The sequence below is a fragment of the uncultured Microbacterium sp. genome (assembly GCF_900078385.1).
Classification (GTDB): Bacteria; Actinomycetota; Actinomycetes; order Actinomycetales; family Microbacteriaceae; genus Microbacterium.
The window spans coordinates 145,046-167,685 of sequence record NZ_FLQR01000007.1 but is presented as its reverse complement, the minus strand read 5'-3'; the positions used below and the strand labels follow the sequence as shown (position 1 = coordinate 167,685).

The following is a 22,640-nucleotide window of genomic DNA, read 5'->3' as shown; positions in this document are numbered from 1 at the left end:
CCATGGACATCACGATTCATTCGAGCTTCCTGCCGCACACCGATCCCGACGCATCCCTCGCGTTCTACCGCGACGTCCTCGGCTTCGAGGTCCGGCTGGACGTCGGCTACGCGAATATGCGCTGGATCACCGTGGGCCCGCCCGATCAGCCGGACACGGCGATCGTGCTGCACCCGCCGGGGGTCGGCAACGACATCTCCGACGAGGAGCGTGAGACGCTTCTCGAGCTCATCGCGAAGGGCAGCTACTTCGGGGTGAACCTCGCCACGGACGACCTCGACGGCACCTTCGCGAAGCTCGAGGGTGCCGGCGCGGACATCGTCCAGGAGCCCATCGAACAGGACTACGGGGTGCGGGACGCGGCGTTCCGCGATCCCGCGGGAAACCTCATCCGCATCCAGGAGGAGAACAAAGGGAGCAGGAACCATGGCTGACCAGCGGAGCACGGCAGACGGCTTCAGCGCGGAGGAGCGCGCTGCGATGAAACAGCGCGCCGACGAACTGCGCGCATCCAAGGGGCTGAAGGGCGCCGCGAAGCTCGCGAAGGAGCTCGAGGCCTGCGTCGCCGCGATCGACGGCCTGGACGGCGTCGACCGGCAGGTGGCCACCCTCCTCCACGGCATCGTGACCGATGAGGCGCCCGATCTCGACCCGAAGACCTTCTACGGCTTCCCCGCCTACGCGCGGGACGGGAAGGTCGTCGTCTTCTACCAGCCCGCCTCGAAGTTCAAGACGCGGTACGGGACGGTCTCCTTCGACGACCCGGCGAACCTCGACGACGGTCCCATGTGGGCGGTGTCCTACGCGGTGGTCGAGGTGACGGAAGCCGTGGAGAAGAAGGTCCGCGAACTCGTCAAGAAGGCCGCGAGCTGATCCCCCCGATGAGCGTCATCCGCATCGCCACCATCGGCACGAGCATGATCACCGGCCGCTTCCTGGATGCCGTCCGTCAGACCGACGGCATCCAGGCGACGGTCGTCTACTCCCGCGACGACGAGCGGGCCGCCGCGTACGCCGACGAGCAGGGGATCGGCGCGACCTCGTCGGACCTCGACGAGCTGCTGGCCTCGGGCGATGTCGACGCCGTGTACGTCGGCTCACCCAACGGGCGGCACGTCGCGCAGGCGCGCGCCGCCCTGCGCGCCGGGCGGCACGTGTTCGTCGAGAAGCCGGCCGCCCCCACGGCGGCCGAGTTCGAGGCCCTCGTCGAGGAGGCCCAGGAGGCCGGCGTGATCGTGTTCGAGGGGATGCGCAACGCCTACGATCCGGGCATGGACGAGATCCGCGCGCTCCTGCCGCGGCTCGGGACGATCCGGCGTGCCGCGTTCACCTACTGCCAGCGCTCCGCGCGGTACGACCGCGTGCTCGCGGGCGAGCGCGTGAACATCTTCGACCCGGCTCTCGCCGGTGGCGCCCTGCTCGACCTTGGCGTCTACTGCGTGAGCCCGATGGTCGACCTGTTCGGCGAGCCGGAGGCGGTGCGCGCCGTCTCGGTCACGATCGCGGGCGGCGCCGACGGCACCGGCTCGGCGCTGCTGACCTATCCCGGCTTCGTGGGCGAGGTGGCCTACTCGAAGATCACGGTGAGCGCGCGCCCGAGCGAGATCCAGGGGGAGCTCGCGACGCTCGAGATCGACCGGATCGCCGAGCCCTCCGTCCTGCGACTGCACGGCATCGACGGGTCCATCGAGGAGATCGAGCTGAACCCGCCGGAGAACAACATGCTCTTCGAGGTGCAGCGATTCGTCGATCTCGTCCGCGGAGGCGACCCCGCCCCGGACAACGCCCGGACGCTCGGCACCCTCCGCGTCGTCGAGGCGATCGTCGCCGGCTAGCTCAGTCGAGCAGGGCCGGCGGGATGGCGATGATCCGGTCGTCGCCGTCCCGTGGGTCGCCCCGGCCGTCGGTGTTGTTCGTCAGGACCCACACCGACCCGCCGGGGCCGGCGAACACGTCGCGGAGACGTCCGAACGCGCCGGCGTAGAAATCCTCCGACGAGCCGAGGTCGGCGAGCGGGACGGCGCGCAGCACCTCGCCGCGCAGGTTCGCGATCAGGATGCGGTCGCCGATCACCGCGATCCCGCTCGGGCTCGCGTCCCCCGTCGCCCACGCCTGCAGGGGATCGACGAACCCCTCGTCCTCTCCGCCCTCTCCCTCCACGACGGGCCAGCCGTAGTTGCCGCCGGGCATGATCTCGTTGAGCTCGTCCCACGTGTCCTGCCCGAACTCGCTCGCGAACAGCCGCCCATCCTCCGCCCACGCGAGACCCTGCACATTGCGGTGGCCCAGGCTGTACACCGGCGACCCCGGCGTGGGGTTGTCGGCGGGGACCGCGCCGTCCGGCTCGAGGCGCAGGATCTTGCCGTTCAGCGCGGACGGGTCCTGCGCCGCGTCCCGGTCGCCGGCATCCCCGACCGGGATGTACAGCAGGCCGTCGGGACCGAACGCGATCCTCCCGGCGTTGTGGTTGCCGGCGCGGGGCAGCGCGTCGACGATGATCCGCGGATCGGTGAGCCGGAGAGCGCCGGGCGCGCCCTCCAGGGCGTAGCGCTCCACACGGTTGCCGTCCGCCGCCGTCGAGTAGACGTAGAGGCCGTCGTCCCCGTCGAACGCGAGCCCGAGCAGGCCGCCCTCGCCGCCGTGCGCGATGCCCTCGACGGTGACGACGTCACGCAGGGCGCCGCCGGCCGTCAGCTCGCGGATGCGGCCCGTGTCGCGCTCGCTGATCAGCACCGACGTGGCGACCTGGACGAGCGACCACGGCGCCTCGAGGTCGGCGACGACGGTCACCGGCTCCCCCGGCGGGCGGGTGGCGGACGGGGACGCGGCGGGCGGCGGGGGCGGTGGCGATGGCTCCGGGCCGGCGAAGGCGCACGCAGTGAACAGGGCCACGGCCGCGAGAGCGACCGCCGCGGCGGCCGTGCGCCGCGACCCCGATCCTGCGGGCCGTCCCCGGGGCGACATGCTCACACGGTACCCGGACGCCGGTGATCGCGCCGCCCCCCTTGCGAGCTTCCCGGGTGCGGCGCATCCTGACCCCATGCAGAAGATCGTGCCCAACCTGTGGTTCGCCGATGCCGCCGCGGGCGGCCAGTTCTATGCCGAGGCCTTCCCGGGCTCCCGCGTGAGGACCTCCTCCTTCTATCCGGAGGAGGGGCTGCTCGACTTCCAGAAGGACTATGCCGGGAAGCCGCTCACCGTCGACGTCGAGATCGAGGGCTACCGGCTGATGCTCATCAACGCGGGCGACATGTTCCGGCCGAACCCGTCCATCTCGTTCACCCTCAGCTTCGCGGCAGCCGACACCGACCGCCTCGACGCGCTCTGGACCGCCCTCGCCGATGGCGGGCGCGTGCTCATGCCCCTTCAGGAATATCCGTACAGCGAACGGTACGGCTGGGTGGAGGACCGCTTCGGGGTCAGCTGGCAGCTGACCGTCGCGGGGGACCAGCAGCGGCCGCCGGTCATGCCGACCCTCCTGTTCAGCGGCCCGGCGCAGAACCGCGCCCGCGCGGCGATCGAGGAGTACACGGCGCTCTTCCCCGACGCCGACCTCGGCGCGATGGTGGAGTACCCGGAGCAGACCGGGCCGGCGGATGCCGGTGCCGTCATGTACGCCGACTTCACGCTCGCGGGTCAGTGGTTCACCGCGATGGACTCGGCCGCTGAGGAGTCGCATCCGTTCACGGAAGGGGTCTCGCTCCAGGTGGAGTGCGCGGACCAGGCCGAGATCGACCGCTACTGGGCGGTGCTGTCACACGTGCCGGATGCCGAGCAGTGCGGCTGGTGCAAGGACCGGTTCGGCGTCAGCTGGCAGATCGTCCCGGGCGGCATGGACGACCTCATCACGTCGCCGGCCGCCTACGCGGCGATGATGGAGATGCACAAGATCGACATCGCGGCGCTGCGGGCCGCCGCATCCTGACCCGGCGGGTCCCTGCGCACCGCGGCATCCCTACCGGCGGGTCCTCCGGCGGCGGCGACCTAGACTGGAGGGGTCCGATCCCGCCCACCCGGAGGAGTTCCGCCGTGTCCGAGTCCGCCGCCACCCGCACCTTCGAGGTGCGGCATGTGCAGCTCGCGCGCGCGCTCTTCGCGGCCCTCGCGGCGGTCATGATCACCTTCACGCCGGATCACTCGGCGTCCGTCGGACTCTCGGTGTTCAGTGGCTTCGCGATGGCGACCGGCCTCGTCCTGCTGCTCGCCGCCTGGCTCGTGCACCCGGGCGGACGGCGCGCGCCGTCGGTCGTGCTCGGGGTGCTGACCATCCTCGCCGGCATGGTCGGGGGCCTCGGCGGGCTCCGCACCGTCACCCTCTTCTTCGTCCTGGTGATCGCCTGGGCGCTCCTCGCGGGCGTCGTCGAGCTCGTCGTCGGGCTCCGCGCCCGTCACCGCGGGGACGCGGCGGCGCGCGACGCGATCTTCGTCGGTGCGCTCACGATCCTCCTCGCCGTCGGGCTGCTGCTGGTCAACCCCGCCTACAGCCTCGAGTACTTCATCAAGGAGGCCGGGGCCACGTTCGAGCTGACCGGCATCAGCATCGGCGTGGGCGTCTTCGGCGTCTACGCCGCGATCGTCGCCGTCTTCCTCGGGATCGCCGGCTTCAGCCCGCGCCCCGCGGGCGCGACCGCAGACGACCTGACTGCCTCGGCAGGAGAGAGCGCATGACCGACCCACAGCCCACCCGCCGCGACCTGCTCAAGCCGGTGCAGCTGCTCGGCCTCGCCTTCGCCGCAGCCGCCTTCGCGGGCGTCATCACCCTCGTCACGATGGGCTTCTTCCAGTCGCTGGACGGCGACCAGCGCGCGCACGTCATCGTCGTCTCGCTCATCGTCGCGGGCATCGCGTTCATCGTGACCCTGGTCGGCATCGCGCTGCTCATCCTCGCCGTCGATCCGGCCGAGATGACCAAGCCCGTCGACCGCCCCGTGCTGATGCCCGAGGACGACGCACCCGCCGACCCCGAGCCCGGCGCGCCCCGCCCCTGACCCGACGCGCACTCCGGCCCGTCCGAACCCGCGCCCTGCGGCCCGTCCGAACCCGCGCCCTGCGGCCCGGTCTCGCAGCAATCTGCAGGACCGGGTGTGACGCGTGTGGCGGGTGAGGCTCACGGGCCACCGGGGCCACAGGTCATCCTGCGGTTTGCCGCGCGCCGCGCGCCGGGCGCCGGGCGACGGGCGCCAGGCACGAGCCGGGGTCAGCCCAGTTCGTCGACGAGCGCGTCGGCGAGGCCGACGTAGCCCGCGGGCGTCAGCGCCACGAGGCGCGCCTTCGCGGCGTCGCCGATGTCGAGGCCCCGCACGAACTCCGCGAGCTCGGGTCCGCCGACGCGGCGGCCTCGGGTGAGGTCCTTGAGCAGCGCGTACGGGTCGGTGACCTGCGAGCGCCCGGCGACGATCTCCGCGCGGACGACCGTCTGGATGGCCTCGGCGAGGACCTCCCAGTTCGCGTCGAGGTCGGCCAGCAACACGTGTCGCGACAGCGAGATCTCGGTGAGGCCGCGCTGCAGGTTGTCCAGCGCCAGCAGCGAGTGCCCGAACGCGACGCCGATGTTGCGCTGCGTCGTGGAGTCGGTGAGGTCGCGCTGCATGCGGCTGGTCACGAGCGTCGAGGCGAGCGTCGCGAAGAGGCCGCCGGAGATCTCCAGGTTCGCCTCGGCGTTCTCGAAGCGGATCGGGTTGATCTTGTGCGGCATCGTGGACGAACCGGTCGCGCCGGCGACGGGGATCTGGGCGAAGAAGCCCATCGAGATGTAGGTCCAGATGTCGGTGGCGAGGTTGTGCAGGATGCCGCCGGCGTGCCGGACGCGGTCGTAGAGCTCGACCTGCCAGTCGTGCGACTCGATCTGCGTCGTCAGCACGTTGAATCCGATCCCGAGGCCCTCGATGAAGCCGCGGGACAGCTCCGGCCAGTCGACGTCCGGGGCGGCCGCGAGGTGCGCCGACCATGTGCCGGTCGCGCCGGAGAACTTCGCGAGGTAGTCGCCGCCCTCGATCTGCGCCGCGACCCGGTCGAGGCGCCACGCGAAGACCGCGAGCTCCTTGCCCATCGTCGACGGGGTCGCCGGCTGCCCGTGCGTGCGGGAGAGCATCGCGGCATCCCGGTGCTCGCGTGCCAGGTCGGCCAGCGCCGTGGACACGGCGCGCAGCTTCGGGAGCCAGACGCTCTCGACCGCGCGCTTGACCGTCAGGGCGTACGAGGCCGAGTTGACGTCTTCGCTCGTGCACGCGAAGTGCGTCAGCTCCGCGACGGCATCCAGTCCCAGCGTCGAGAGCCGATCGCGGACGAGGTATTCGACGGCCTTGACGTCATGCCGCGTGACGGCTTCCTTCTCGGCGAGCCAGTCGATCTCGTTCTGCCCGAAGTCGGTGTACAGCGCGCGCAGCGCGGCCTTGTCGGCCTCGGACAGGGGCGACGAGTCGAACAGCGACCGGTCGGTCAGGGCGATGATCCACTCGACCTCCACCTCGACGCGCGCGCGGTTCAGGCCCGCTTCGGAGAGGTAGTCGGCGAGGCCCGTGACCGCGGAGCGGTAGCGGCCGTCGAGCGGGCTGAGGGGCTGGGGAGGCAGAGAGGTCACGAGGCTCCGATCGGTGAAAACGGGCGCTCAGGACGTCGGACGGATGGCGGGTTCGAGCTGCCGGAAGAGCGCCCGGCTCGCACTCTCGATCATACCGAGCACCTCATCGAACATGACGGGCCCCGCGTAGTAGGGGTCGGGCACATCGAGGATGCCGTCCGGCCGCGGGTCGAAGGTGAGGAGGAGGGAGAGCTTGTCGGTGTCGGCCGGGGTCGGGGCCCAGCTGGCGAGGATCCGCTCGTGGGAGCGATCCAGGGCGACCACGAGGTCACTGCGATGGAAGTCCTCGAGCGTGAACTGACGCGCGCGATGCTTCGAACCGTCGTACCCGCGACGCTGCAGGGCGTCGAGCGTGCGCACGTCGGCGCGCTCACCGACGTGCCAGTCCCCCGTGCCCGCGCTGCTGGAGTGGATCCGGTCCCCGAGCCCCGCCTGCTCCGCGAACCACCGGAACACGACCTCCGCCATCGGCGACCGGCAGATGTTCCCGGTGCACACGAAGAGCACGCGGAAGGGCTCGGACGCAGGGGGCACGCTCCATATTGTGTCCAACTCCGCGCCTTCTGCACAGGATGCGGTTTCCCGCCGCGCCGCACGACGGCCACGTGACGGCTCCTCGGCATCCCGCTCGGGGGTCAGGATCGGGCCATGGACGTGCACCCTGCGGCGGCTCTCGCGTTCGCCCGCGACCGCCTCTCGCACGCCGCGGCGGACGTCGACGACATCCGCGCGCGTGCCCGCGCGCTCACCGCCGCGACGGCGTGGGACGCACGCGCGGCCGACGCGTACCGCGCCGCGCTCGAGGAGTGGGCCGAGCGGCTCGACGGGCTCGCGGTCGACATCGGCCTGTGCGACGGCGAGCTCGCGGGCGCGCAGGCGCGGACGGCGGACGCGGGGTGAGTGGCGGGCTGGAGATCCGCAGCGGCGGCGTGATCGCCGTCGACACGGCCGAGCTGCGCCACGCGGCGGCGCGGCTGACGTCGCTGGCGGCAGACGGCGACCGGGTGCACGCGTCCCTCATCGGCGTGGCGCACCTCCTAGAACTGCACGGGATCGTCGCCTCCGTGCCGTGCGTCCTCGCGGCGGAGACCGCGGGCCGGTCCGCGGCGCTCGCCGCCGACCTGCGCGCGCTCGCCCTCGTGTACGAGATGGTGGAGCTGGAGGCAGAGCGCGCCGCGGCGGAGGCCGGCGGCGACCCGGCGCGCGCGGCGCGACTGGGCCGCGCTCTCGCGGTGCTGCAGGCGGAGGCCGGCGACGCGGGCACCGAGGCCAGGCGGCTCCTGGACGACCGGCGCGGCGATGCGCACGCCGAGCTGGAGCGCCAGATCGCGCAGGCACTGCAGCCCTTCGGACCGCCGGGCTGGGGCGCGGCCATCGCGCTGCCGCTGCTCCTCGCCCGCGTGCGCACCCTCGGCCGCGGGCTCGTGCCGCGGAACGCGCGCCTGCGAGGCGATCCGCAGCCGGTGACCGTGCCGGTCCTCCGCCGCGGATCCACGGCGGCACCGCGCGCGCTGGCGGACATCGCCGGACGGATGCCGGGCCACGGCGACAGCCGGATCCGCGTGGAGCGGTACGTCATGCCGGACGGGTCGCGGGAGTTCGCGGCCTACATCGCGGGCACGCAGAGCGCCCTGTCGGTGTCGGAGCCCTTCGACATGTCCTCGAACCTCGCCCTGTACGACGGGGTCCGTGCCGCCTCGTACGACGCCGCCGTCGCGGCGTTGCGCGCGTCCGGTGCGCGGGACGGCGATGTCGTGCACCTGGCGGGGCACTCGCAGGGCGGGATGATCGCCGAGCGACTCGCCCTCGACGCGCAGTTCCGCGTCGCGACGGTCGTCTCCTTCGGCTCCCCCGTGCAGGCCGACGTCCGCGCCGATACCCTGCAGATCACACTCCGGCACACCGATGACCCGGTCGCGGCACTCGCGGCCGGCGGCGCCCCGCAGGGAGCGGGCGCTCCCGGCAGCTTCGTCGCCGAGCGCATCGTCCACCTCACCGGATCGGTGTCCGACCTCGCCTTCGGCGCTCACCAGCTGGATGCCTATGCCGAAACCGCACGGCTCGTGGACGCGTCGGCCGATCCGCGCGTGGATGCCGTGCGCGAGCACCTCGCGCAGCTCGGCACCGCGACATCGGTGGCGGTCACGGTCTACGGCGCGGAACGCGGCTGGGTGCGGGCGCCCGGCCGCGCCGACGTCACTTCTTCTTCAGCTGCGGACGCAGGATGATCCCGAGGATCCAGTTGATCAGCGAGATCACGATCGCGGCGACGACGCCGAGCCAGAACTCCTCGACGCGCAGACCCCAGCCCCACCACAGCGTCAGCCAGGCGGTGAGCCACAGGAGGAAGCCGTTGATGAGGACCGAGATGAGCCCGAGCGTCAGGATGTACAGCGGGAACGCGACGATCTTGATCACGGTCCCGATGACCGTGTTGACGATCGCGAACACCGCGGCCACGGCGAGGAGCGTCAGCACGAGCTGCAGGGTCTCGCCGGGCGCGAACGGCAGGACGTCGACCTTGAGCGGATCGATGAGGGTGACGACCCAGATCGCGAAGGCGTTGATGACGACGCGGATGACGAAGCGCATAGTGCGCTCAGTCTGGCACGCCGCGGGTCCCGAGGGCACGGGTCGCGACGCCCGCGTCAATAGACTCGTCGCGTGACCGACATCCCCGTCCGCATCCGTCCCGAGATCGCCGCCCTCCCGCCGTACCGGCAGGGCAAGCAGGCCGGCGAGGGCGCCTTCAAGCTGTCCAGCAACGAGAACCCGTTCGGGCCGCTGCCGGGGGTCGTCGCGGCCGTCGCCCGCGCCCAGGCGTTCAACCGGTATCCGGATGCCTCGTCGCCGCGCCTGCGCGCACGCATCGCCGACCGGTACGGGGTCGCCCCCGAGTCGGTGCACATCGGCGCCGGCTCGGTGTCGATCCTCTTCCAGCTCGCCCAGGCCACCTCCGGCCCCGCCGAGGACATCGTCTTCTCCTGGCGCTCGTTCGAGGCCTACCCGAGCCTCGCGACGGTCGCCGGCGCCACGGCCACCACCGTGCCGAACACGCCGGACGGGCGCCACGACCTCTTCGCAATGGCCGCCGCCGTCACCGAGCGCACCGGCATGGTGCTCGTGTGCAGCCCCAACAACCCGACCGGCCCGATCGTGACGCAGGACGAGTTCGACACGTTCCTGGCCGCGGTCCCGGCCACCGTCCTGGTCGTCCTCGACGAGGCGTACGCCGAGTTCGTCACCGACCCCGCCGCCGTCGACGGCCGCCGCGTCCTGGCCGCCGGTCACGAGAACGTCGTGGTCCTCCGGACCTTCTCCAAGGCGTACGGCCTCGCGGGCCTGCGCGTCGGCTACGCCGTCGGCCACCCCCGCATCCTCGACGCCGCCCGCTCCACCGGCATCCCGCTCTCGGTCACGGCCGCGGCGGAGGAGGCCGCCCTCGCGAGCCTGGACGCCGAGGACGAGCTGATGGAGCGCGTCCGCGTGATCGCCGACCGCCGCGACCGCCTCGTGGCGCGCCTCCGCGACGCCGGGTGGGACGTTCCCGCCGCGCAGGGCAACTTCGTGTGGCTGCCCGCGGGAGACCGGGCGCTGGAGGTCGCCGCGGTGTTCGAAGCCGCCGACCTCATCGTCCGGCCGTTCGCCGGCGACGGGGTGCGGATCACGGTCGGCGAGGAGGAGTCGCTGGACCGCGTTGTCGACGCGGCCCGACGCACCGTCACGTCGGAGTGAACCCCGGGCGCCACCGCGCGCCCTCGTCGAAGTCATCGGGAGCGTCGATGAAGAACCGCACACCCCTCGCCGATCGGCTCGACCGCATCGTCCTGTACCAGGCCTATCCGCAGAGCTTCGCGGACGGCGACGGTGACGGGATGGGCGACCTCGACGGCCTCGCCGAGCGCCTCGAGCACCTCGCCTGGCTCGGCGTGGACGCCGTGTGGATCAACCCGTGCTTCGTCTCCCCGTTCCGCGACGCCGGGTACGACGTCGCGGACTTCCTGCACATCGCGCCCCGCTACGGCGGCGATGCCGCGATGGAGCGCCTCGTCGCGGAGGCCGACCGGCGCGGGATCGCGCTCGTGCTCGACCTCGTCGCAGGGCACACCTCCGACGTGCACCCGTGGTTCCAGAGCGCCGTCGACGACCCGGAGGACCACCGGTACGTCTGGAGCCCCGAGCCCGCGCCGGGCTTCGTCCCGGGTCCCGGTGCGCGCGGCCAGTACTACCGCCCGAACTTCTTCGAGTTCCAGCCGGCCCTGAACTTCGGCTACGCCCGGCCCGATGAGACCGAGCCGTGGCGCCAGGGCGTCGACGCCCCCGGCCCGCGACGCAACCGCGACGCGCTCGTCGAGATCATCGAGCACTGGTACGACCGCGGTGTCCAGGGATTCCGCGTCGACATGGCGGCATCGCTCGTGAAGGACGACCCCGGGCACGCCTTGACGCGCCGCCTGTGGGCCGAGGTGCGCGGACGCCTCGACCGCCGGCATCCGGGCAACATCCTCATCTCCGAGTGGGGCGACCCCGCCCGCGCCGTGCCGGCGGGCTTCCACGCCGACTTCTTCCTCCAGTTCGGCGGCGACTTCGACGGGCGTCCGCTGAAGTCGCTCTTCAACAACGGGTCCGGCACCGTGCACGAGGCGTGGGCCCCAGAGACGGTGTGGGCGGATGCCGCCGGCACGGGAGACGCCGACGTCTTCGTCGCCGCGTGGCGCGAGGCCGCCGACGCGATCGCCGAATCGGGGAGCCTCGGCGTCGTCGGACTGCCGACCGCCAACCACGACTTCACGCGCCTCGTCAGCGGTGCGCGCGACGCCGAGCAGGCGCGGAGCGCCCTGCTACTGGTGCTCACCTGGCCCGCGCTCCCCTCGATCTACTACGGCGACGAGATCGGCATGCGCTACATCCCGCGCCTGCCCCCGCTCGAGGGGTCCTCGCTCGGCCCCGCCTACGAGCGCGCCGGCTCGCGCACCCCCATGCAGTGGGGCGACGGGCACGGCGAGTCGCGCTACCTCCCGCAGGACCCGGATCCGGACCGGCCCACCGTGGCCGCCCAGCGGGACGACCCGTCCTCGCTGCTGTGCTTCGTCCGGTCGGCCATCGCCCTGCGCCGGAGCGACCCGCGTCTGTCCGCCCGCGCGAGCGTCGAGGTCGAGAGCACCGGGTATCCCTTCGTCTACCGTCGCGGCACCCTCCTGGTGGCCCTGAATCCGTCCGGCGCGGCCCGCGAGGTCGCGCTGCCGGACACGGGACCCCTGCTCCTCGGTCACCGCGCCGTCGTCGGGGGCCGAGTCCTCCGGCTGGAGGCCTTCGGGTGCGCCGTCGTGGACCTCGCCGCCTCCTGATCCACCTGGCACCTGCCGGGCACCTGTCGACTCGGCACCGTGATTCCCGGCATCCGTTGTCGATGTCCTGCAGAAGGCGCACCGGGGGGCACGTTAGCGTAGGACCGTGACCCCCTCTTTCGAGGCCCAGGCCGATGACCCCGCCCTCGTCCGCGTCCTCGCGGCCGACGGCACGTTCGCGCCCACCCCGGAGGCCGAGCGCCTCCTCCCGCTCATCGACGCGCTGAGCGACGACGACCTCCGCGGGCTGTACCGCGACATGGTCGTGGTGCGTGCGTTCGACCGGCAGGCGACGAACCTGCAGCGTCAGGGCCAGCTGGCGCTGTGGCCGCCGTCGTTCGGGCAGGAGGCCGCGCAAGTGGGTTCCGCGCGCGCCGCCCGTCCGCAGGACCACCTCTTCCCGTCGTACCGCGAGCACGTCGTGTCCACGATCCGCGGCGTCGACCCCATCGACATCGTCCGGCTCATGCGCGGCCTCACGCACGGCGGATGGGACCCGACAGACCCGAAGAACGGCAACACGCACATCTACACGCTCGTCCTCGGTGCGCAGACCCTGCACGCGACGGGCCTCGGCATGGGGATGGTCTTCGACGGACGGTGCGGCACGGGCGACCCCGAGAAGGACGCCGCCGTCATGGTCTACTACGGCGACGGCGCTTCCAGCCAGGGCGACGTGCACGAGGCCATGGTCTTCGCGAACACGTACCGCACTCCGCAGGTGTTCTTCCTGCAGAACAACCACTGGGCGATCTCGGTGCCCGTCTCCACGCAGGCCCGCGCCCCGCTGTACCGGCGCGGTGAAGGCTACGGGATGCCGTCCCTGCGCGTGGACGGCAACGACGTGCTCGCCAGCTACGCCGTCACGAAGCTCGCGCTCGACGAAGCGCGCGCCGGCGAGGGTCCGCGCGCGATCGAGGCGCTCACGTACCGCATGGGCGCCCACACGACGAGCGACGACCCCACGAAGTACCGCACCTCCGACGAGGAGGCGTCGTGGGCCCGCCGCGACCCCATCGAGCGGATGCGCGCGTACCTCGAGGGCCGCGGTGCCGCGTCGTCGCTCTTCACCGAGGTGGATGCCGAAGCGCAGGCCTACGCGGACGACGTCCGGGTGCGCACGAACGCGCTGGGCGACATCGAGGCCGCCTCGATGTTCGCGCACGTGTACAGCGACCCGCATCCGCTCATCGACGCGCAGCGCGCGTGGCTCGCCGACTACGAGTCCGCGTTCGGGGAGGCCCAGGCATGAGCGACGTCCAGAACCTCCCGTTCGCGAAGGCCCTCAACGCGGGTCTGCGCGCAGCGATGGCCGCCGACGACCACGTCCTCCTCATGGGCGAGGACATCGGCCGCCTCGGCGGCGTCTTCCGCGTCACCGAGGGCCTGCAGGCCGAGTTCGGCGACCGCCGCGTCCTCGACACCCCGCTGGCCGAGTCCGGCATCGTCGGCACGGCCATCGGCCTGGCGATGGCGGGCTTCCGGCCCGTCTGCGAGATCCAGTTCGACGGCTTCGTCTTCCCCGCCTTCGATCAGATCACCTCGCAGCTCGCGAAGATCACCAACCGGCACGAGGGCGCCTACCGGATGCCGGTCGTCATCCGCATCCCGTACGGCGGGCACATCGGCGCCGTCGAGCATCACCAGGAGAGCCCCGAGGCCTACTTCGCGCACACGCCGGGCCTGCGGGTGGTGTCGCCCTCGACGCCCAACGACGCGTACTGGATGATCCAGGACGCCATCACCTCGCCCGATCCCGTGGTCTTCCTCGAGCCGAAGGCGAAGTACTGGGTCAAGGGCGAGGTCGACACCGCCGACAGGGCCCTGCCGCTGCACGCATCACGGGTCGTCCGCCGCGGCACCGACATCACGCTCGTCGGTCACGGCGCGATGGTCACGACGCTCCTGCAGGCCGCGGCGCTCGCCGAGTCCGAGGGCACGAGCTGCGAGGTCATCGACCTGCGCTCCCTCTCGCCCGTCGACTACGGCCCGATCCTGGACTCGGTGCGCCGCACCGGCCGCATGGTCTACGCGCAGGAGGCGCCCGGCTTCACGTCGGTCGGGTCGGAGGTCGCCGCGACCGTCATGGAGCGGGCCTTCTTCGCGCTGGAGTCCCCTGTCCTGCGCGTCTCCGGGTTCGACGTGCCCTTCCCGCCCGCGAAGCTCGAGGGCACCTACCTGCCCGACCCCGACCGCATCCTCGAAGCCGTCGACCGCGCGCTGGCCTACTGACGCAGACTGATTTGGAGCACCGATGAGCACGCAGACCTTCCATCTGCCGGATGTCGGCGAAGGCCTCACAGAGGCCGAGATCGTGCAGTGGCGCGTCGGCCCCGGCGACGCCGTCGCCGTCAACGACGTCCTGGTCGAGATCGAGACCGCGAAGTCGCTCGTGGAGCTGCCGTCGCCGTTCTCCGGGACGGTCGGCGACCTGCTGGCAGCGGAGGGCGACACCGTGACGGTCGGCGCCGCGATCATCACCATCACGGGCGGCGCTGCCGAGCCGGACGCGTCCGCCGGCCTGTCCGAGCACGGCGAGAAGGCCACCGAGCCCGAGGACGGCGGCGCGGTCCTCGTCGGCTACGGCACCGGCGGCCAGGTGCAGTCGCGGCGCCGCAAGCCCGCCGAACGCCCCGTCCAGGCATCCGTCGGCGTCGTCGCGAAACCCCCCATCCGCAAGCTCGCCCGCGACCTCGACGTCGACCTGACCCAGGTCGTGCCGTCCGGGCCCGCCGGGGAGGTCACCCGCGACGACGTCGTGAAGCACGCCTCGCAGGCCTCGGTGTTCCGCAACATCGCGACACCCGGGGTGCCCGAAGTGCGGGAGCAGTCGATCCCCGTCGCCGCGCAGGCCGCGTCCCGCCCCGCTCCGACGCTCGCGCCGCCGCCGGCGGCGGACCCGGAGCGCGAAGAGGCCATCCCCGTCAAGGGCGTCCGCAAGGCCATCGCGAGCGGGATGGTGCGCTCCGCCTACACGGCGCCGCACGTCTCGGTCTGGACCGACGTCGACGCCACGCGCACGATGGAGCTCGTCAAGCGGCTGAAGACCTCGCCGGACTTCGCGGACATCAAGGTCTCGCCCCTCCTGATCATGGCGCGCGCCGTCATCTGGGCGGTGCGTCGCACCCCCATGGTCAACGCCGCCTGGATCGACAACGAGGACGGCTCCGCGGAGATCCGCGTCCGCAATTACGTCAACCTCGGCATCGCGGCCGCCACTCCTCGCGGCCTGCTGGTCCCGAACATCAAGGACGCGCAGGACCTCAACATGCGCGAGCTCGCCCGTGCGCTCGAGAAGCTCACGCTCACGGCGCGCGAAGGCAAGTCCACCCCCGCAGACCAGCAGGGCGGCACGATCACGATCACCAACATCGGCGTCTTCGGGATGGATGCCGGCACGCCGATCATCAACCCCGGCGAGTCCGGCATCATCGCGATGGGCACCATCCGGCAGAAGCCGTGGGTCGTCGACGGCGAGGTGCGTCCCCGCTTCGTCACGACGGTGTCGGGGTCGTTCGACCACCGCGTCATCGACGGCGACGGCGTGAGCCGGTTCGTGGCCGATATCGCGTCGATCCTCGAGGAGCCCGCGCTGCTGCTGGACTGAGCCGCACACCGCTCGATCTGCGCGATCCCGCTCGATTTGAGAATGGTTATCAATAAGACGTAGGCTGGTGTCATGCACCGCACCCTCTCCGCGCTCTCGCTCGCCACCGTCGCCGGGCTGCTCCTCGCCGGCTGCTCCTCCGCAGGGGCCGATGGCGACGGGATCCGGGTCGTCGCGTCGACGAACGTGTACGGGCAGATCGCCGAGGCGATCGGCGGCGACCTGGTCGAGGTGACCTCGCTCATCTCCTCGGTCGCCCAGGATCCGCACGCCTACGAGGCATCGGCGCGCGACCAGCTGACGATCTCCCGCGCCGATCTCATCGTGCGCAACGGCGGCGGCTACGACGCCTTCGTCGACGGGCTCATCGAGGCCAGCGACGCGGATGCCGTCGTGCTGACGGCCGTCGAGTTCTCGCACGCGTACCCCGGCAACGAGGGCCACGCGACCGAGACCGAGGCCGACCACGACCACGACAGCGACGCCCCCCACGACCACATCGAGGGCTTCAACGAGCACGTCTGGTACGACCCGCACACCGTCGCGCACGTCGCCGAGGACATCGCCCACGAGCTGAGCGAGATCGACGCGGCGCACGCCGCCGACTTCGCGGACAACCTCGCCGACTTCCAGGCCGGCATCGAGGAGCTCGAGGGCGACCTCGCCGCCGTCGCGGCCGCGCACGCCGGCGACCGTGTGTTCGTCACCGAGCCCGTCCCGGTGTACCTGCTCGAGGCGGCCGGCCTCGTGGACGCCGCCCCCGCGGCCTTCAGCGAAGCCGTCGAAGAGGGGCAGGACGTCCCTCCGTCGACCCTGCTCGAGGCGCGCGACATCCTCGGCGCCGGCGACGTGCGCGCCGTGCTGTCCAACGCGCAGACCGGCGGAGCCGAGACGGGCGAGGTCCTGCGCTGGGCCGCCGCCGACGGCATCCCGGTCCTGGAGTTCACCGAGCTCGTCCCCGAGGGCGAGACCTACCTCGGCTGGATGCGGGCGAACGTCGCCGATCTCGCCGGTACGCTGACCCGGTGACCTCGCCCGCCGCCCCGCAGACGCCGCCGCAGCTCCCCCTGCGGATCCGCGGCGCCGCGCTCCGTCGCGGCGACCGGGAGCTGTGGAGCGGGCTCGACCTCGACGTCGCGCCCGGCGAGCTCATCGCCGTGCTCGGGCCCAGCGGGTCGGGCAAGACCACGCTGCTGCGCGCCATCCTCGGTCTCGAACCCCTCAGCGAGGGCACGATCGAGGCGCTCGGCGAACCGGTGAGCCGGCGGGGGAACCGCCGCATCGGCTACCTGCCGCAGGCGCGGCCGCTGCCGCGTGAGACCTCCATCCGGGGGCGCGAGCTCGTCGCCCTGGGCGTCGACGGGCACCGCTTCGGCCTCCCGCTGCGCCGCCGCGGCGACCGGGCCCGCGTCGACGCGCTCATCGACGCCGTGGGCGCGACCGAGTTCGCCGACGAGCCGGTGGGCGTGCTCTCCGGCGGCGAGCAGCAGCGCCTGCGCGTCGGGCAGGCGCTCGCCGACGACCCCCGGCTGCTGCTGTGCGACGAGCCGCTCACGAGCCTCGACCTCGCGAACCAGCAGGCCGTGGTCCGGCTCATCGACGCGCACCGCAAGACCGGCGCCGGCGTGCTGCTGGTCACCCACGACATCAATCCGGTCCTCGGCAAGGTCGACCGCATCCTCTACCTCGCGAACGGCCGCTTCACGCTCGGCAAGCCGAAGGACGTCCTGACCTCGCCGGTCCTCTCCGACCTCTACGGGGCGCCGGTCTTCGTGCTGCGCGCGGGCGACCGGCTCGTCGTGGTGGGGGCGCCCGACGCGGAGGAGTCGCACCACCACCACGAGGGCCACGAGTGAACGCGGCGGACGTCTGGGAGGCCATGTTCGGCGGCCTCGCCGACTACGGCGACATCCTCGCGCTCGTGTCGAACTCGGTGTGGGCGGGGGCGATCCTGGGGCTCGTCGGCGGCCTCATGGGCGTCTTCGTCATCCAGCGCGACATGGCCTTCGCGGTGCACGGCATCAGCGAGCTCTCGTTCGCCGGCGCCGCGGCGGCCCTCCTGATCGGGGCGGACGTCGTGACGGGCTCGATCATCGGCTCGCTCGTGGCGGCGGGCCTGATCGGATGGCTCGGCGCGCGGGCGCGGGAGCGCAACTCCATCGTCGGCGTCCTGATGTCGTTCGGCCTGGGCCTCGGCATCCTGTTCCTCTCGCTCTACGACGGGCGCAGCGCCAACCGGTTCAGCCTGCTCACGGGGCAGATCGTGTCGGTGCAGTCCGCCCAGCTCGGCTGGCTCATCGGGATCTCCGCGTTCGTGCTGATCGCGCTGCTGCTCATCTGGAGGCCGCTGCGGTTCGACTCCCTCGATCCGCAGTCCGCCGCCGCGCGGGGCGTGCCGACGGTCGCCGTGTCGCTCGGCTTCATGCTGCTGCTGGGCCTCGCCGTCGCCGTCGCGGTGCACATCATCGGCGCGCTCCTCGTGATGGCGCTCGTCGTCACGCCGGCGGCGGCCGCCGTGCGGGTGGCCTCCGGAGCCATCGCGGTGCCTGTGCTGTCCGCCCTCTTCGGCATCGTCGCGGCCGTCGGCGGGATCCTGCTCGCCGTCATGGGGACGCTGCCGGTCAGCCCCTACATCACCACGATCTCCTTCGTGATCTACCTCGTCTGCCGCGTCGTCGGCGCGCGGCGCGGGCGGGTCACGGCGGCCCGGTGAGCGCCCGCACACCGGGTGCTCAGAAGGCCCGCGGGTAGACTCCGGCCATGGTCCAGCGCAACACCTGGCAGCGCGATCGCGTGCGCGCGGCGCTCGGCGACGCCCGCGGATTCGTGTCCGCGCAGGACCTGCACGCCTCCCTGCGCGACGACAACACCGGCATCGGCCTCGCGACGGTGTACCGCACGCTCGCCTCCCTCGCCGCCAGCGGCGAGGCCGATCAGCTGCAGAGCCCGGAGGGCGAGGCGATCTACCGGGCCTGCTCGAGCGAAGGCCACCATCACCATCTGATCTGCCGCGGCTGCGGGACGACCGTGGAGATCCAGGCGACCGACGTGGAGACGTGGGCGCAGCGGACCGCCGCGGCGCACGGCTTCACCCGCGCGGAGCACGTCGTGGACATCTTCGGCCTGTGCGCATCCTGCTCGGAAGCGGCTCGGTGACGAGCACGCGCACGCGCACCTCGCACGCGCGCCTCTCGCCGTGGGTCGCGCTCGTCGGAGGTGTCGCCGTCATCGGCGGGCTGGTCGCCCTCGCGCTGATCTCGCCCGCGCCGCTGCTCCCGACCCGCGCGCAGGACGCCCTGACCCTGTCCCTCAGCGTGCTCATCGAGTCGCTGCCGTTCGTCCTGCTCGGCGTCATCCTCTCGATCGTCGTGCAGGTGTGGGTGCCGCCGGATGTCATCGAACGATGGATGCCGCGGCGGGCATGGGCCCGTCGCGCCGTGCTGTCGCTCCTCGGCATGCTCATCCCGGTCTGCGAGTGCGGCAACGTCCCGTTCGCGCGGGGACTCATGATGCGCGGATTCTCGGTCCCCGAGACGCTGACCTTCCTCATCGCGGCGCCGATCGTCAATCCCATCGTGATCATCACGACCCACCAGGCGTTCGGGTTCGACGACGGCATCCTCATCGCGCGGCTGCTCGGCGGCTACGCCGTAGCGAACCTCATCGGCTGGCTGTACAGCCGGCATCCCGATCCCGACGGGCTCGTCACCGACCGCTTCCGTGCGACGTGCGAGATCGTCGAGACCGAGTCCGGCGGTCGTGGGCGGCGGAGCCTCGCACAGTTCGTCGTCGAGCTGCGCGCCGTCATGCCGGCGCTCGTCATCGGCTCGGCGCTCGCCGGTGCCGTGCAGGTGCTCGTCCCGCGCGACATGCTCCTCGCGATCGGGTCCAATCCGGCGCTGTCGATCCTCGCCATGATCGCCCTCGCGATGGTGGTGTCGATCTGCTCGAACGTCGACGCGTTCTTCGCGCTGTCGTTCGCCTCGACGTTCACCCCGGGCTCGATCGTCGCCTTCCTGCTGGTCGGGCCGCTCGTGGACGTCAAGATGCTCGCGCTCCTGCGGACGACATTCCGCACCCGGGTGCTCGCGGGTCTCGTCGTCGTCGTCGTGCTGAGCGCCATCGCGCTCGGCGGGGTGGTGAACCTCCTTGCCTAGGCATCTCGGGACCCGACTGCTCGGCGTGGGGCTCACCGCCGCTCTGGCCGCCGTGACGCTCACGCTCGCGCTCACCGACCGGCTCGGGCTCTACATCAACCCGGACTCGACGTGGTTCGCGGTCGCGATGGCCGTCCTCGCGCTCGCCGGCGCCGTGCTGAGCTTCTCCCTCCCGCTCGGCGAGGAGGCCGACCACGGGCACAACCATGACCACGGGCACGACGAGGACCATGGGCACGCGTCGGGCGGCGTCACCGCGGGCGGGGTCGCCGCGCTCACCGGCGGCATCCTCGCGACCGGCATCGTCGGCGCCATCGTGCTCATCCCCCCCGCGACGCTCTCGGCCGAGCTCGCGATGTCCCGCGACACCGGCACGGCGCCGCTCTTCCAGGGGGCCGACAACGTCGCCCTCGCGGCGACCGGGGACACGGCGGCGTTCGGCGTCGGGGAGTGGGCGAGCGTCTTCGCGACCGCCACCAACCCGGACGCCTTCGACGGCGACGAGATCACCCTCACGGGCTTCGTCACGCCGGGCGACGACGGCTTCGACCTCACGCGCCTCGTCATCACGCACTGCGTCATCGACGCGCAGCCGGCCCGCGTCCCGATCAGCGCGCCGGACGCGCCGGACACCGGGGAGTGGGTCACCGTGACCGGCACCATCCGGGATGTCGACGGGCGCCTGCAGGTGCAGGCCACCTCGGTCGACGTCATCGCGGAGCCCGAGGACCCGTATGAGTACTGACCGACCGACGCGGCGCACGCACGCGCGGCGGCGGCGCGGACGCGCGTTCGCGACGAGCTTCGCCATCGTCGTCGGCGTGCTCGCCGCCGTCGGTCTCGGCGGTGCCGCGCTCACCACCGCGCAGGGTCCGCGGGTCACGGACGTCCAGATCGACACGGCCGCCGCCGTCGCGGCATCCGGCTCCCGCGTGCTGTTCACGACCACGCAGTCGCTCGCGGAGGTGTCGCCGGAGCAGGTCACCGTCTCGCCGGCCGCCGACTTCACGGTCGACACCGTCGGGCGCACCGTCGGGGTGCGCTTCGCCCTGCCGCTGTGGGATGCCACGGATTACACGGTCACGATCTCCGGGGTCACGGGCATCGGCGGCGGGCAGTCCGCGACGATCACGGAGGACTTCACCACTCCGGCGCTGGAGGTGTACCTCCTCCAGCGCGGCGAGGGGAAGGACACCGTCTTCCGCACCGAGCTGGCCGGCGACGCCGCCGTCCCGGTGTTCACCGCGCCGCACATCGAGGACTTCCGCGCCACGTCCGGGCACCTCGTCGTCGCGACGCGCGACGATGCCGACCTCTCCGAGCTCATCGTGACGGAGCGGGACGGCTCGGACCCGCGCACGCTGCCGCTGCCCGGCGACGGCATGGTCACGAACCTGCAGAGCGCCGACCGCGGCGACCTCATCGGGTACACGTTCACGGATGCCGACATCGGCCCCGCGGGCGGCCGCGAGAGCGTGCTGCACACGGCATCCCTCGGTGCCGGCCGGGTGGACGACGAGCCGACGCCGATCACGATCGACGGCGGCGACTCCCGCGTCGAGGACTGGCGGTTCGTGCCCGGCACCGACAGCGTGCTCCTCCTCACTTTCGACGGCGCGCTCACCCTCGCCTCCGCGGCAGGGGGCGAGCCGGTCGCCCTCGGCAACGCCGTCGGCATCCACGGGATCGCGCGCGGATCGACCGAGGCGGTGGTGGAGCGGGTCGACGGTCTCGCGCGGATCGACCTCGCGACCGCCGACGAGGAGAAGCTGCCCGGCACCGCGCCAGGACTCGGGCAGCCGGGGGCCGTGACGCCCCTGCCCGGCTCGACCGGCGCGACGCTGCGCGTGCTCGCCCACCTCGAGGGCTTCACGCTGCTCTCCACCGACGTCGCGGTGGTGGATGCCGAGGGCGCCGCCCGCACCGTGTTCACCGTCGCGCCGGAGGACACGCTGCTGCAGTCCTGCATCTCGCCGAGCGGGCGGTACGCCGCGCTGCTGCTGGCCCCCGACACGGTGGACAACCCCTACGACGGCTACGCGCTGCCGCTGCCGACGCGGCTCGAGACCCACGTCATCGCCCTGGACGGCGAGGTCCCGGACAACGAGGTCGTGGCACTCGCCGGCTTCGACATCTCGTGGTGCCAGAACGCGACGCGCGGATGATCCCGGCCACCCGCGACGCCCTGGCGGCACTTCCGCTCGAGGTGGCGCCACGGCTTCTCGGCGGCATCCTGCGCGTCACGGTGGACGACGTCCCGGTCGCCGTGCGGCTGACCGAGGTCGAGGCGTATCACGGCCTCGGCACCGGGGAGGTGGCCGACCCGGGCTCCCACGCCCGCAGCGGCCCCACCGCACGGAACGCGACGATGTGGGGCGAGCCCGGGCATCTCTACGTCTACCTCAGCCACGGCATCCACTCCTGCGTCAACGTCGTGTGCGGACCGGCGGGGCAGGCGGGCGGAATCCTGCTGCGCGGCGGCGAGGTGATCGAGGGGGTGGATGCCGCGTTCGCGCGGCGCCCGGCGGCGCGCACGGCGCGTGACCTCGCGCGCGGCCCGGGCCGGCTCGGCGACGCGATCGGCCTCCGGCATCCGCGTCACGACGGCATCGACGCCGTCACGGCCACCCCGCTGGCGGGCGCGACCGCGCACCTGCTCCTGCCCGAGGAGACCGCACCGGCGATCGAGACCGGTCCTCGCGTCGGGGTGGCGGGCGTCGCCGGCACGGCGGCGTTCCCCTGGCGGTTCTGGCTGCCCGGCGAGCCGACGGTCTCGTCGTTCCGGTGGGGTCGGGGCGCCGGTCCCATCGTGCTAGACTGACTCTTTGTCTGCGCGCACTCCAGCACGCAGTTTCGTATCCCCCTCCTGAACCCGGCCACCCGGCCGTGCGCGGGCGTGGGGTGCAGACAAGGGATCTTGGGTGGCACCGTCCGGTGTCACGGTACTA

General features: G+C 72.4%; 25 protein-coding genes. 21 read left to right on the top strand and 4 right to left on the bottom strand.

Annotated features, from left to right (window positions below):
* The first annotated feature begins 2 nt into the window (after positions 1-2).
* From QZL85_RS08510 to QZL85_RS08500, 3 genes are read left to right on the top strand one after another with little or no spacing between them, the layout of a single operon-like run.
* Entirely contained in the window at positions 3-434 is a 432-nt protein-coding gene (locus tag QZL85_RS08510) for a VOC family protein (RefSeq protein WP_295576038.1), read from the top strand.
* Complete coding sequence (locus QZL85_RS08505) at positions 427-873, top strand: hypothetical protein (protein ID WP_295576036.1); 447 nt, start codon at positions 427-429, stop codon at positions 871-873. Before QZL85_RS08510 ends, QZL85_RS08505 begins: the two co-directional genes overlap by 8 nt.
* A gap of 8 nt (positions 874-881) precedes the next feature.
* Positions 882-1,835, top strand: coding sequence for a Gfo/Idh/MocA family protein (locus QZL85_RS08500; protein WP_295576034.1), 954 nt, complete (start codon positions 882-884; stop codon positions 1,833-1,835).
* Between the two features lies 1 nt (position 1,836).
* On the opposite strand, the gene QZL85_RS08495 is transcribed toward QZL85_RS08500, so the two are convergent.
* Positions 1,837-2,790 (bottom strand): sorbosone dehydrogenase family protein, encoded by a 954-nt coding sequence (locus QZL85_RS08495; RefSeq protein ID WP_295576033.1) that lies wholly within the window; start codon positions 2,788-2,790, stop codon positions 1,837-1,839.
* 250 nt (positions 2,791-3,040) lie between these two features.
* Between QZL85_RS08495 and QZL85_RS08490 the strand changes: the two genes are divergently transcribed.
* From QZL85_RS08490 to QZL85_RS08480, 3 genes are all read left to right on the top strand, one after another.
* Entirely contained in the window at positions 3,041-3,925 is an 885-nt protein-coding gene (locus QZL85_RS08490) for a VOC family protein (RefSeq protein WP_295576032.1), read from the top strand.
* A gap of 104 nt (positions 3,926-4,029) precedes the next feature.
* Positions 4,030-4,668 carry an acyl-CoA synthetase gene (locus tag QZL85_RS08485; RefSeq protein ID WP_295576030.1) on the top strand — a complete coding sequence of 213 codons (639 nt, stop codon included), beginning with the start codon at positions 4,030-4,032 and terminating at the stop codon, positions 4,666-4,668.
* Positions 4,665-4,988, top strand: coding sequence for an amino acid transporter (locus tag QZL85_RS08480; RefSeq protein ID WP_295576027.1), 324 nt, complete (start codon positions 4,665-4,667; stop codon positions 4,986-4,988). The genes QZL85_RS08485 and QZL85_RS08480 overlap by 4 nt, the downstream gene beginning before the upstream one ends.
* A 209-nt stretch (positions 4,989-5,197) precedes the next feature.
* Here QZL85_RS08480 and purB read toward each other — a convergent pair whose 3' ends face one another.
* Complete coding sequence (gene purB / locus QZL85_RS08475; RefSeq protein ID WP_295576025.1) at positions 5,198-6,580, bottom strand: adenylosuccinate lyase; 1,383 nt, start codon at positions 6,578-6,580, stop codon at positions 5,198-5,200.
* A gap of 27 nt (positions 6,581-6,607) precedes the next feature.
* Complete coding sequence (locus QZL85_RS08470; RefSeq protein WP_295576023.1) at positions 6,608-7,114, bottom strand: low molecular weight protein-tyrosine-phosphatase; 507 nt, start codon at positions 7,112-7,114, stop codon at positions 6,608-6,610.
* Between the two features lie 114 nt (positions 7,115-7,228).
* On the opposite strand from QZL85_RS08470, the gene QZL85_RS08465 reads away from it, so the two are divergent.
* Together QZL85_RS08465 and QZL85_RS08460 are read left to right on the top strand one after the other, a co-directional pair.
* Positions 7,229-7,480, top strand: coding sequence for a hypothetical protein (locus QZL85_RS08465; protein ID WP_295576021.1), 252 nt, complete (start codon positions 7,229-7,231; stop codon positions 7,478-7,480).
* Complete coding sequence (locus QZL85_RS08460; RefSeq protein ID WP_295576019.1) at positions 7,477-8,808, top strand: hypothetical protein; 1,332 nt, start codon at positions 7,477-7,479, stop codon at positions 8,806-8,808. The genes QZL85_RS08465 and QZL85_RS08460 overlap by 4 nt, the downstream gene beginning before the upstream one ends.
* On the opposite strand, the gene QZL85_RS08455 is transcribed toward QZL85_RS08460, so the two are convergent.
* Positions 8,777-9,172, bottom strand: coding sequence for a phage holin family protein (locus QZL85_RS08455; protein ID WP_295576017.1), 396 nt, complete (start codon positions 9,170-9,172; stop codon positions 8,777-8,779). The genes QZL85_RS08460 and QZL85_RS08455 overlap by 32 nt on opposite strands.
* 72 nt (positions 9,173-9,244) lie before the next feature.
* On the opposite strand from QZL85_RS08455, the gene QZL85_RS08450 reads away from it, so the two are divergent.
* From QZL85_RS08450 to QZL85_RS08390, 13 genes are all read left to right on the top strand, one after another.
* The gene (locus QZL85_RS08450; protein ID WP_295576014.1) at positions 9,245-10,315 is read left to right on the top strand and encodes a histidinol-phosphate transaminase; all 1,071 of its coding nucleotides are present in this window, start codon (positions 9,245-9,247) and stop codon (positions 10,313-10,315) included.
* A gap of 47 nt (positions 10,316-10,362) precedes the next feature.
* Positions 10,363-11,928 (top strand): alpha-amylase family glycosyl hydrolase, encoded by a 1,566-nt coding sequence (locus tag QZL85_RS08445; RefSeq protein WP_295576012.1) that lies wholly within the window; start codon positions 10,363-10,365, stop codon positions 11,926-11,928.
* 106 nt (positions 11,929-12,034) lie between these two features.
* Positions 12,035-13,180 (top strand): thiamine pyrophosphate-dependent dehydrogenase E1 component subunit alpha, encoded by a 1,146-nt coding sequence (locus QZL85_RS08440; protein ID WP_295576010.1) that lies wholly within the window; start codon positions 12,035-12,037, stop codon positions 13,178-13,180.
* Entirely contained in the window at positions 13,177-14,160 is a 984-nt protein-coding gene (locus QZL85_RS08435; RefSeq protein ID WP_295576008.1) for an alpha-ketoacid dehydrogenase subunit beta, read from the top strand. The genes QZL85_RS08440 and QZL85_RS08435 overlap by 4 nt, the downstream gene beginning before the upstream one ends.
* Before the next feature lie 22 nt (positions 14,161-14,182).
* Entirely contained in the window at positions 14,183-15,535 is a 1,353-nt protein-coding gene (locus tag QZL85_RS08430) for a dihydrolipoamide acetyltransferase family protein (RefSeq protein WP_295576006.1), read from the top strand.
* A gap of 72 nt (positions 15,536-15,607) precedes the next feature.
* Positions 15,608-16,564 carry a metal ABC transporter solute-binding protein, Zn/Mn family gene (locus tag QZL85_RS08425; protein ID WP_295576003.1) on the top strand — a complete coding sequence of 319 codons (957 nt, stop codon included), beginning with the start codon at positions 15,608-15,610 and terminating at the stop codon, positions 16,562-16,564.
* Positions 16,561-17,391: a metal ABC transporter ATP-binding protein gene (locus QZL85_RS08420; protein ID WP_295576001.1), complete on the top strand. Its 831-nt coding sequence runs from the start codon at positions 16,561-16,563 to the stop codon at positions 17,389-17,391. The genes QZL85_RS08425 and QZL85_RS08420 overlap by 4 nt, the downstream gene beginning before the upstream one ends.
* Positions 17,388-18,248 (top strand): metal ABC transporter permease, encoded by an 861-nt coding sequence (locus QZL85_RS08415; protein ID WP_295575999.1) that lies wholly within the window; start codon positions 17,388-17,390, stop codon positions 18,246-18,248. The genes QZL85_RS08420 and QZL85_RS08415 overlap by 4 nt, the downstream gene beginning before the upstream one ends.
* Positions 18,249-18,295: 47 nt before the next feature.
* Positions 18,296-18,691 (top strand): Fur family transcriptional regulator, encoded by a 396-nt coding sequence (locus tag QZL85_RS08410; protein WP_295575998.1) that lies wholly within the window; start codon positions 18,296-18,298, stop codon positions 18,689-18,691.
* Positions 18,688-19,692 carry a permease gene (locus QZL85_RS08405; protein ID WP_295576361.1) on the top strand — a complete coding sequence of 335 codons (1,005 nt, stop codon included), beginning with the start codon at positions 18,688-18,690 and terminating at the stop codon, positions 19,690-19,692. The genes QZL85_RS08410 and QZL85_RS08405 overlap by 4 nt, the downstream gene beginning before the upstream one ends.
* Positions 19,693-19,717: 25 nt before the next feature.
* A complete protein-coding gene (locus QZL85_RS08400; protein WP_295575996.1) occupies positions 19,718-20,437 on the top strand; it encodes a TIGR03943 family putative permease subunit in 720 nt (239 codons plus the stop codon).
* On the top strand, positions 20,427-21,857 hold the full coding sequence (locus QZL85_RS08395) for a hypothetical protein (RefSeq protein ID WP_295575994.1): 1,431 nt from the start codon (positions 20,427-20,429) through the stop codon (positions 21,855-21,857). Before QZL85_RS08400 ends, QZL85_RS08395 begins: the two co-directional genes overlap by 11 nt.
* The gene (locus tag QZL85_RS08390) at positions 21,833-22,513 is read left to right on the top strand and encodes a DNA-3-methyladenine glycosylase (RefSeq protein WP_295575992.1); all 681 of its coding nucleotides are present in this window, start codon (positions 21,833-21,835) and stop codon (positions 22,511-22,513) included. Before QZL85_RS08395 ends, QZL85_RS08390 begins: the two co-directional genes overlap by 25 nt.
* Positions 22,514-22,640: the final 127 nt, after the last annotated feature.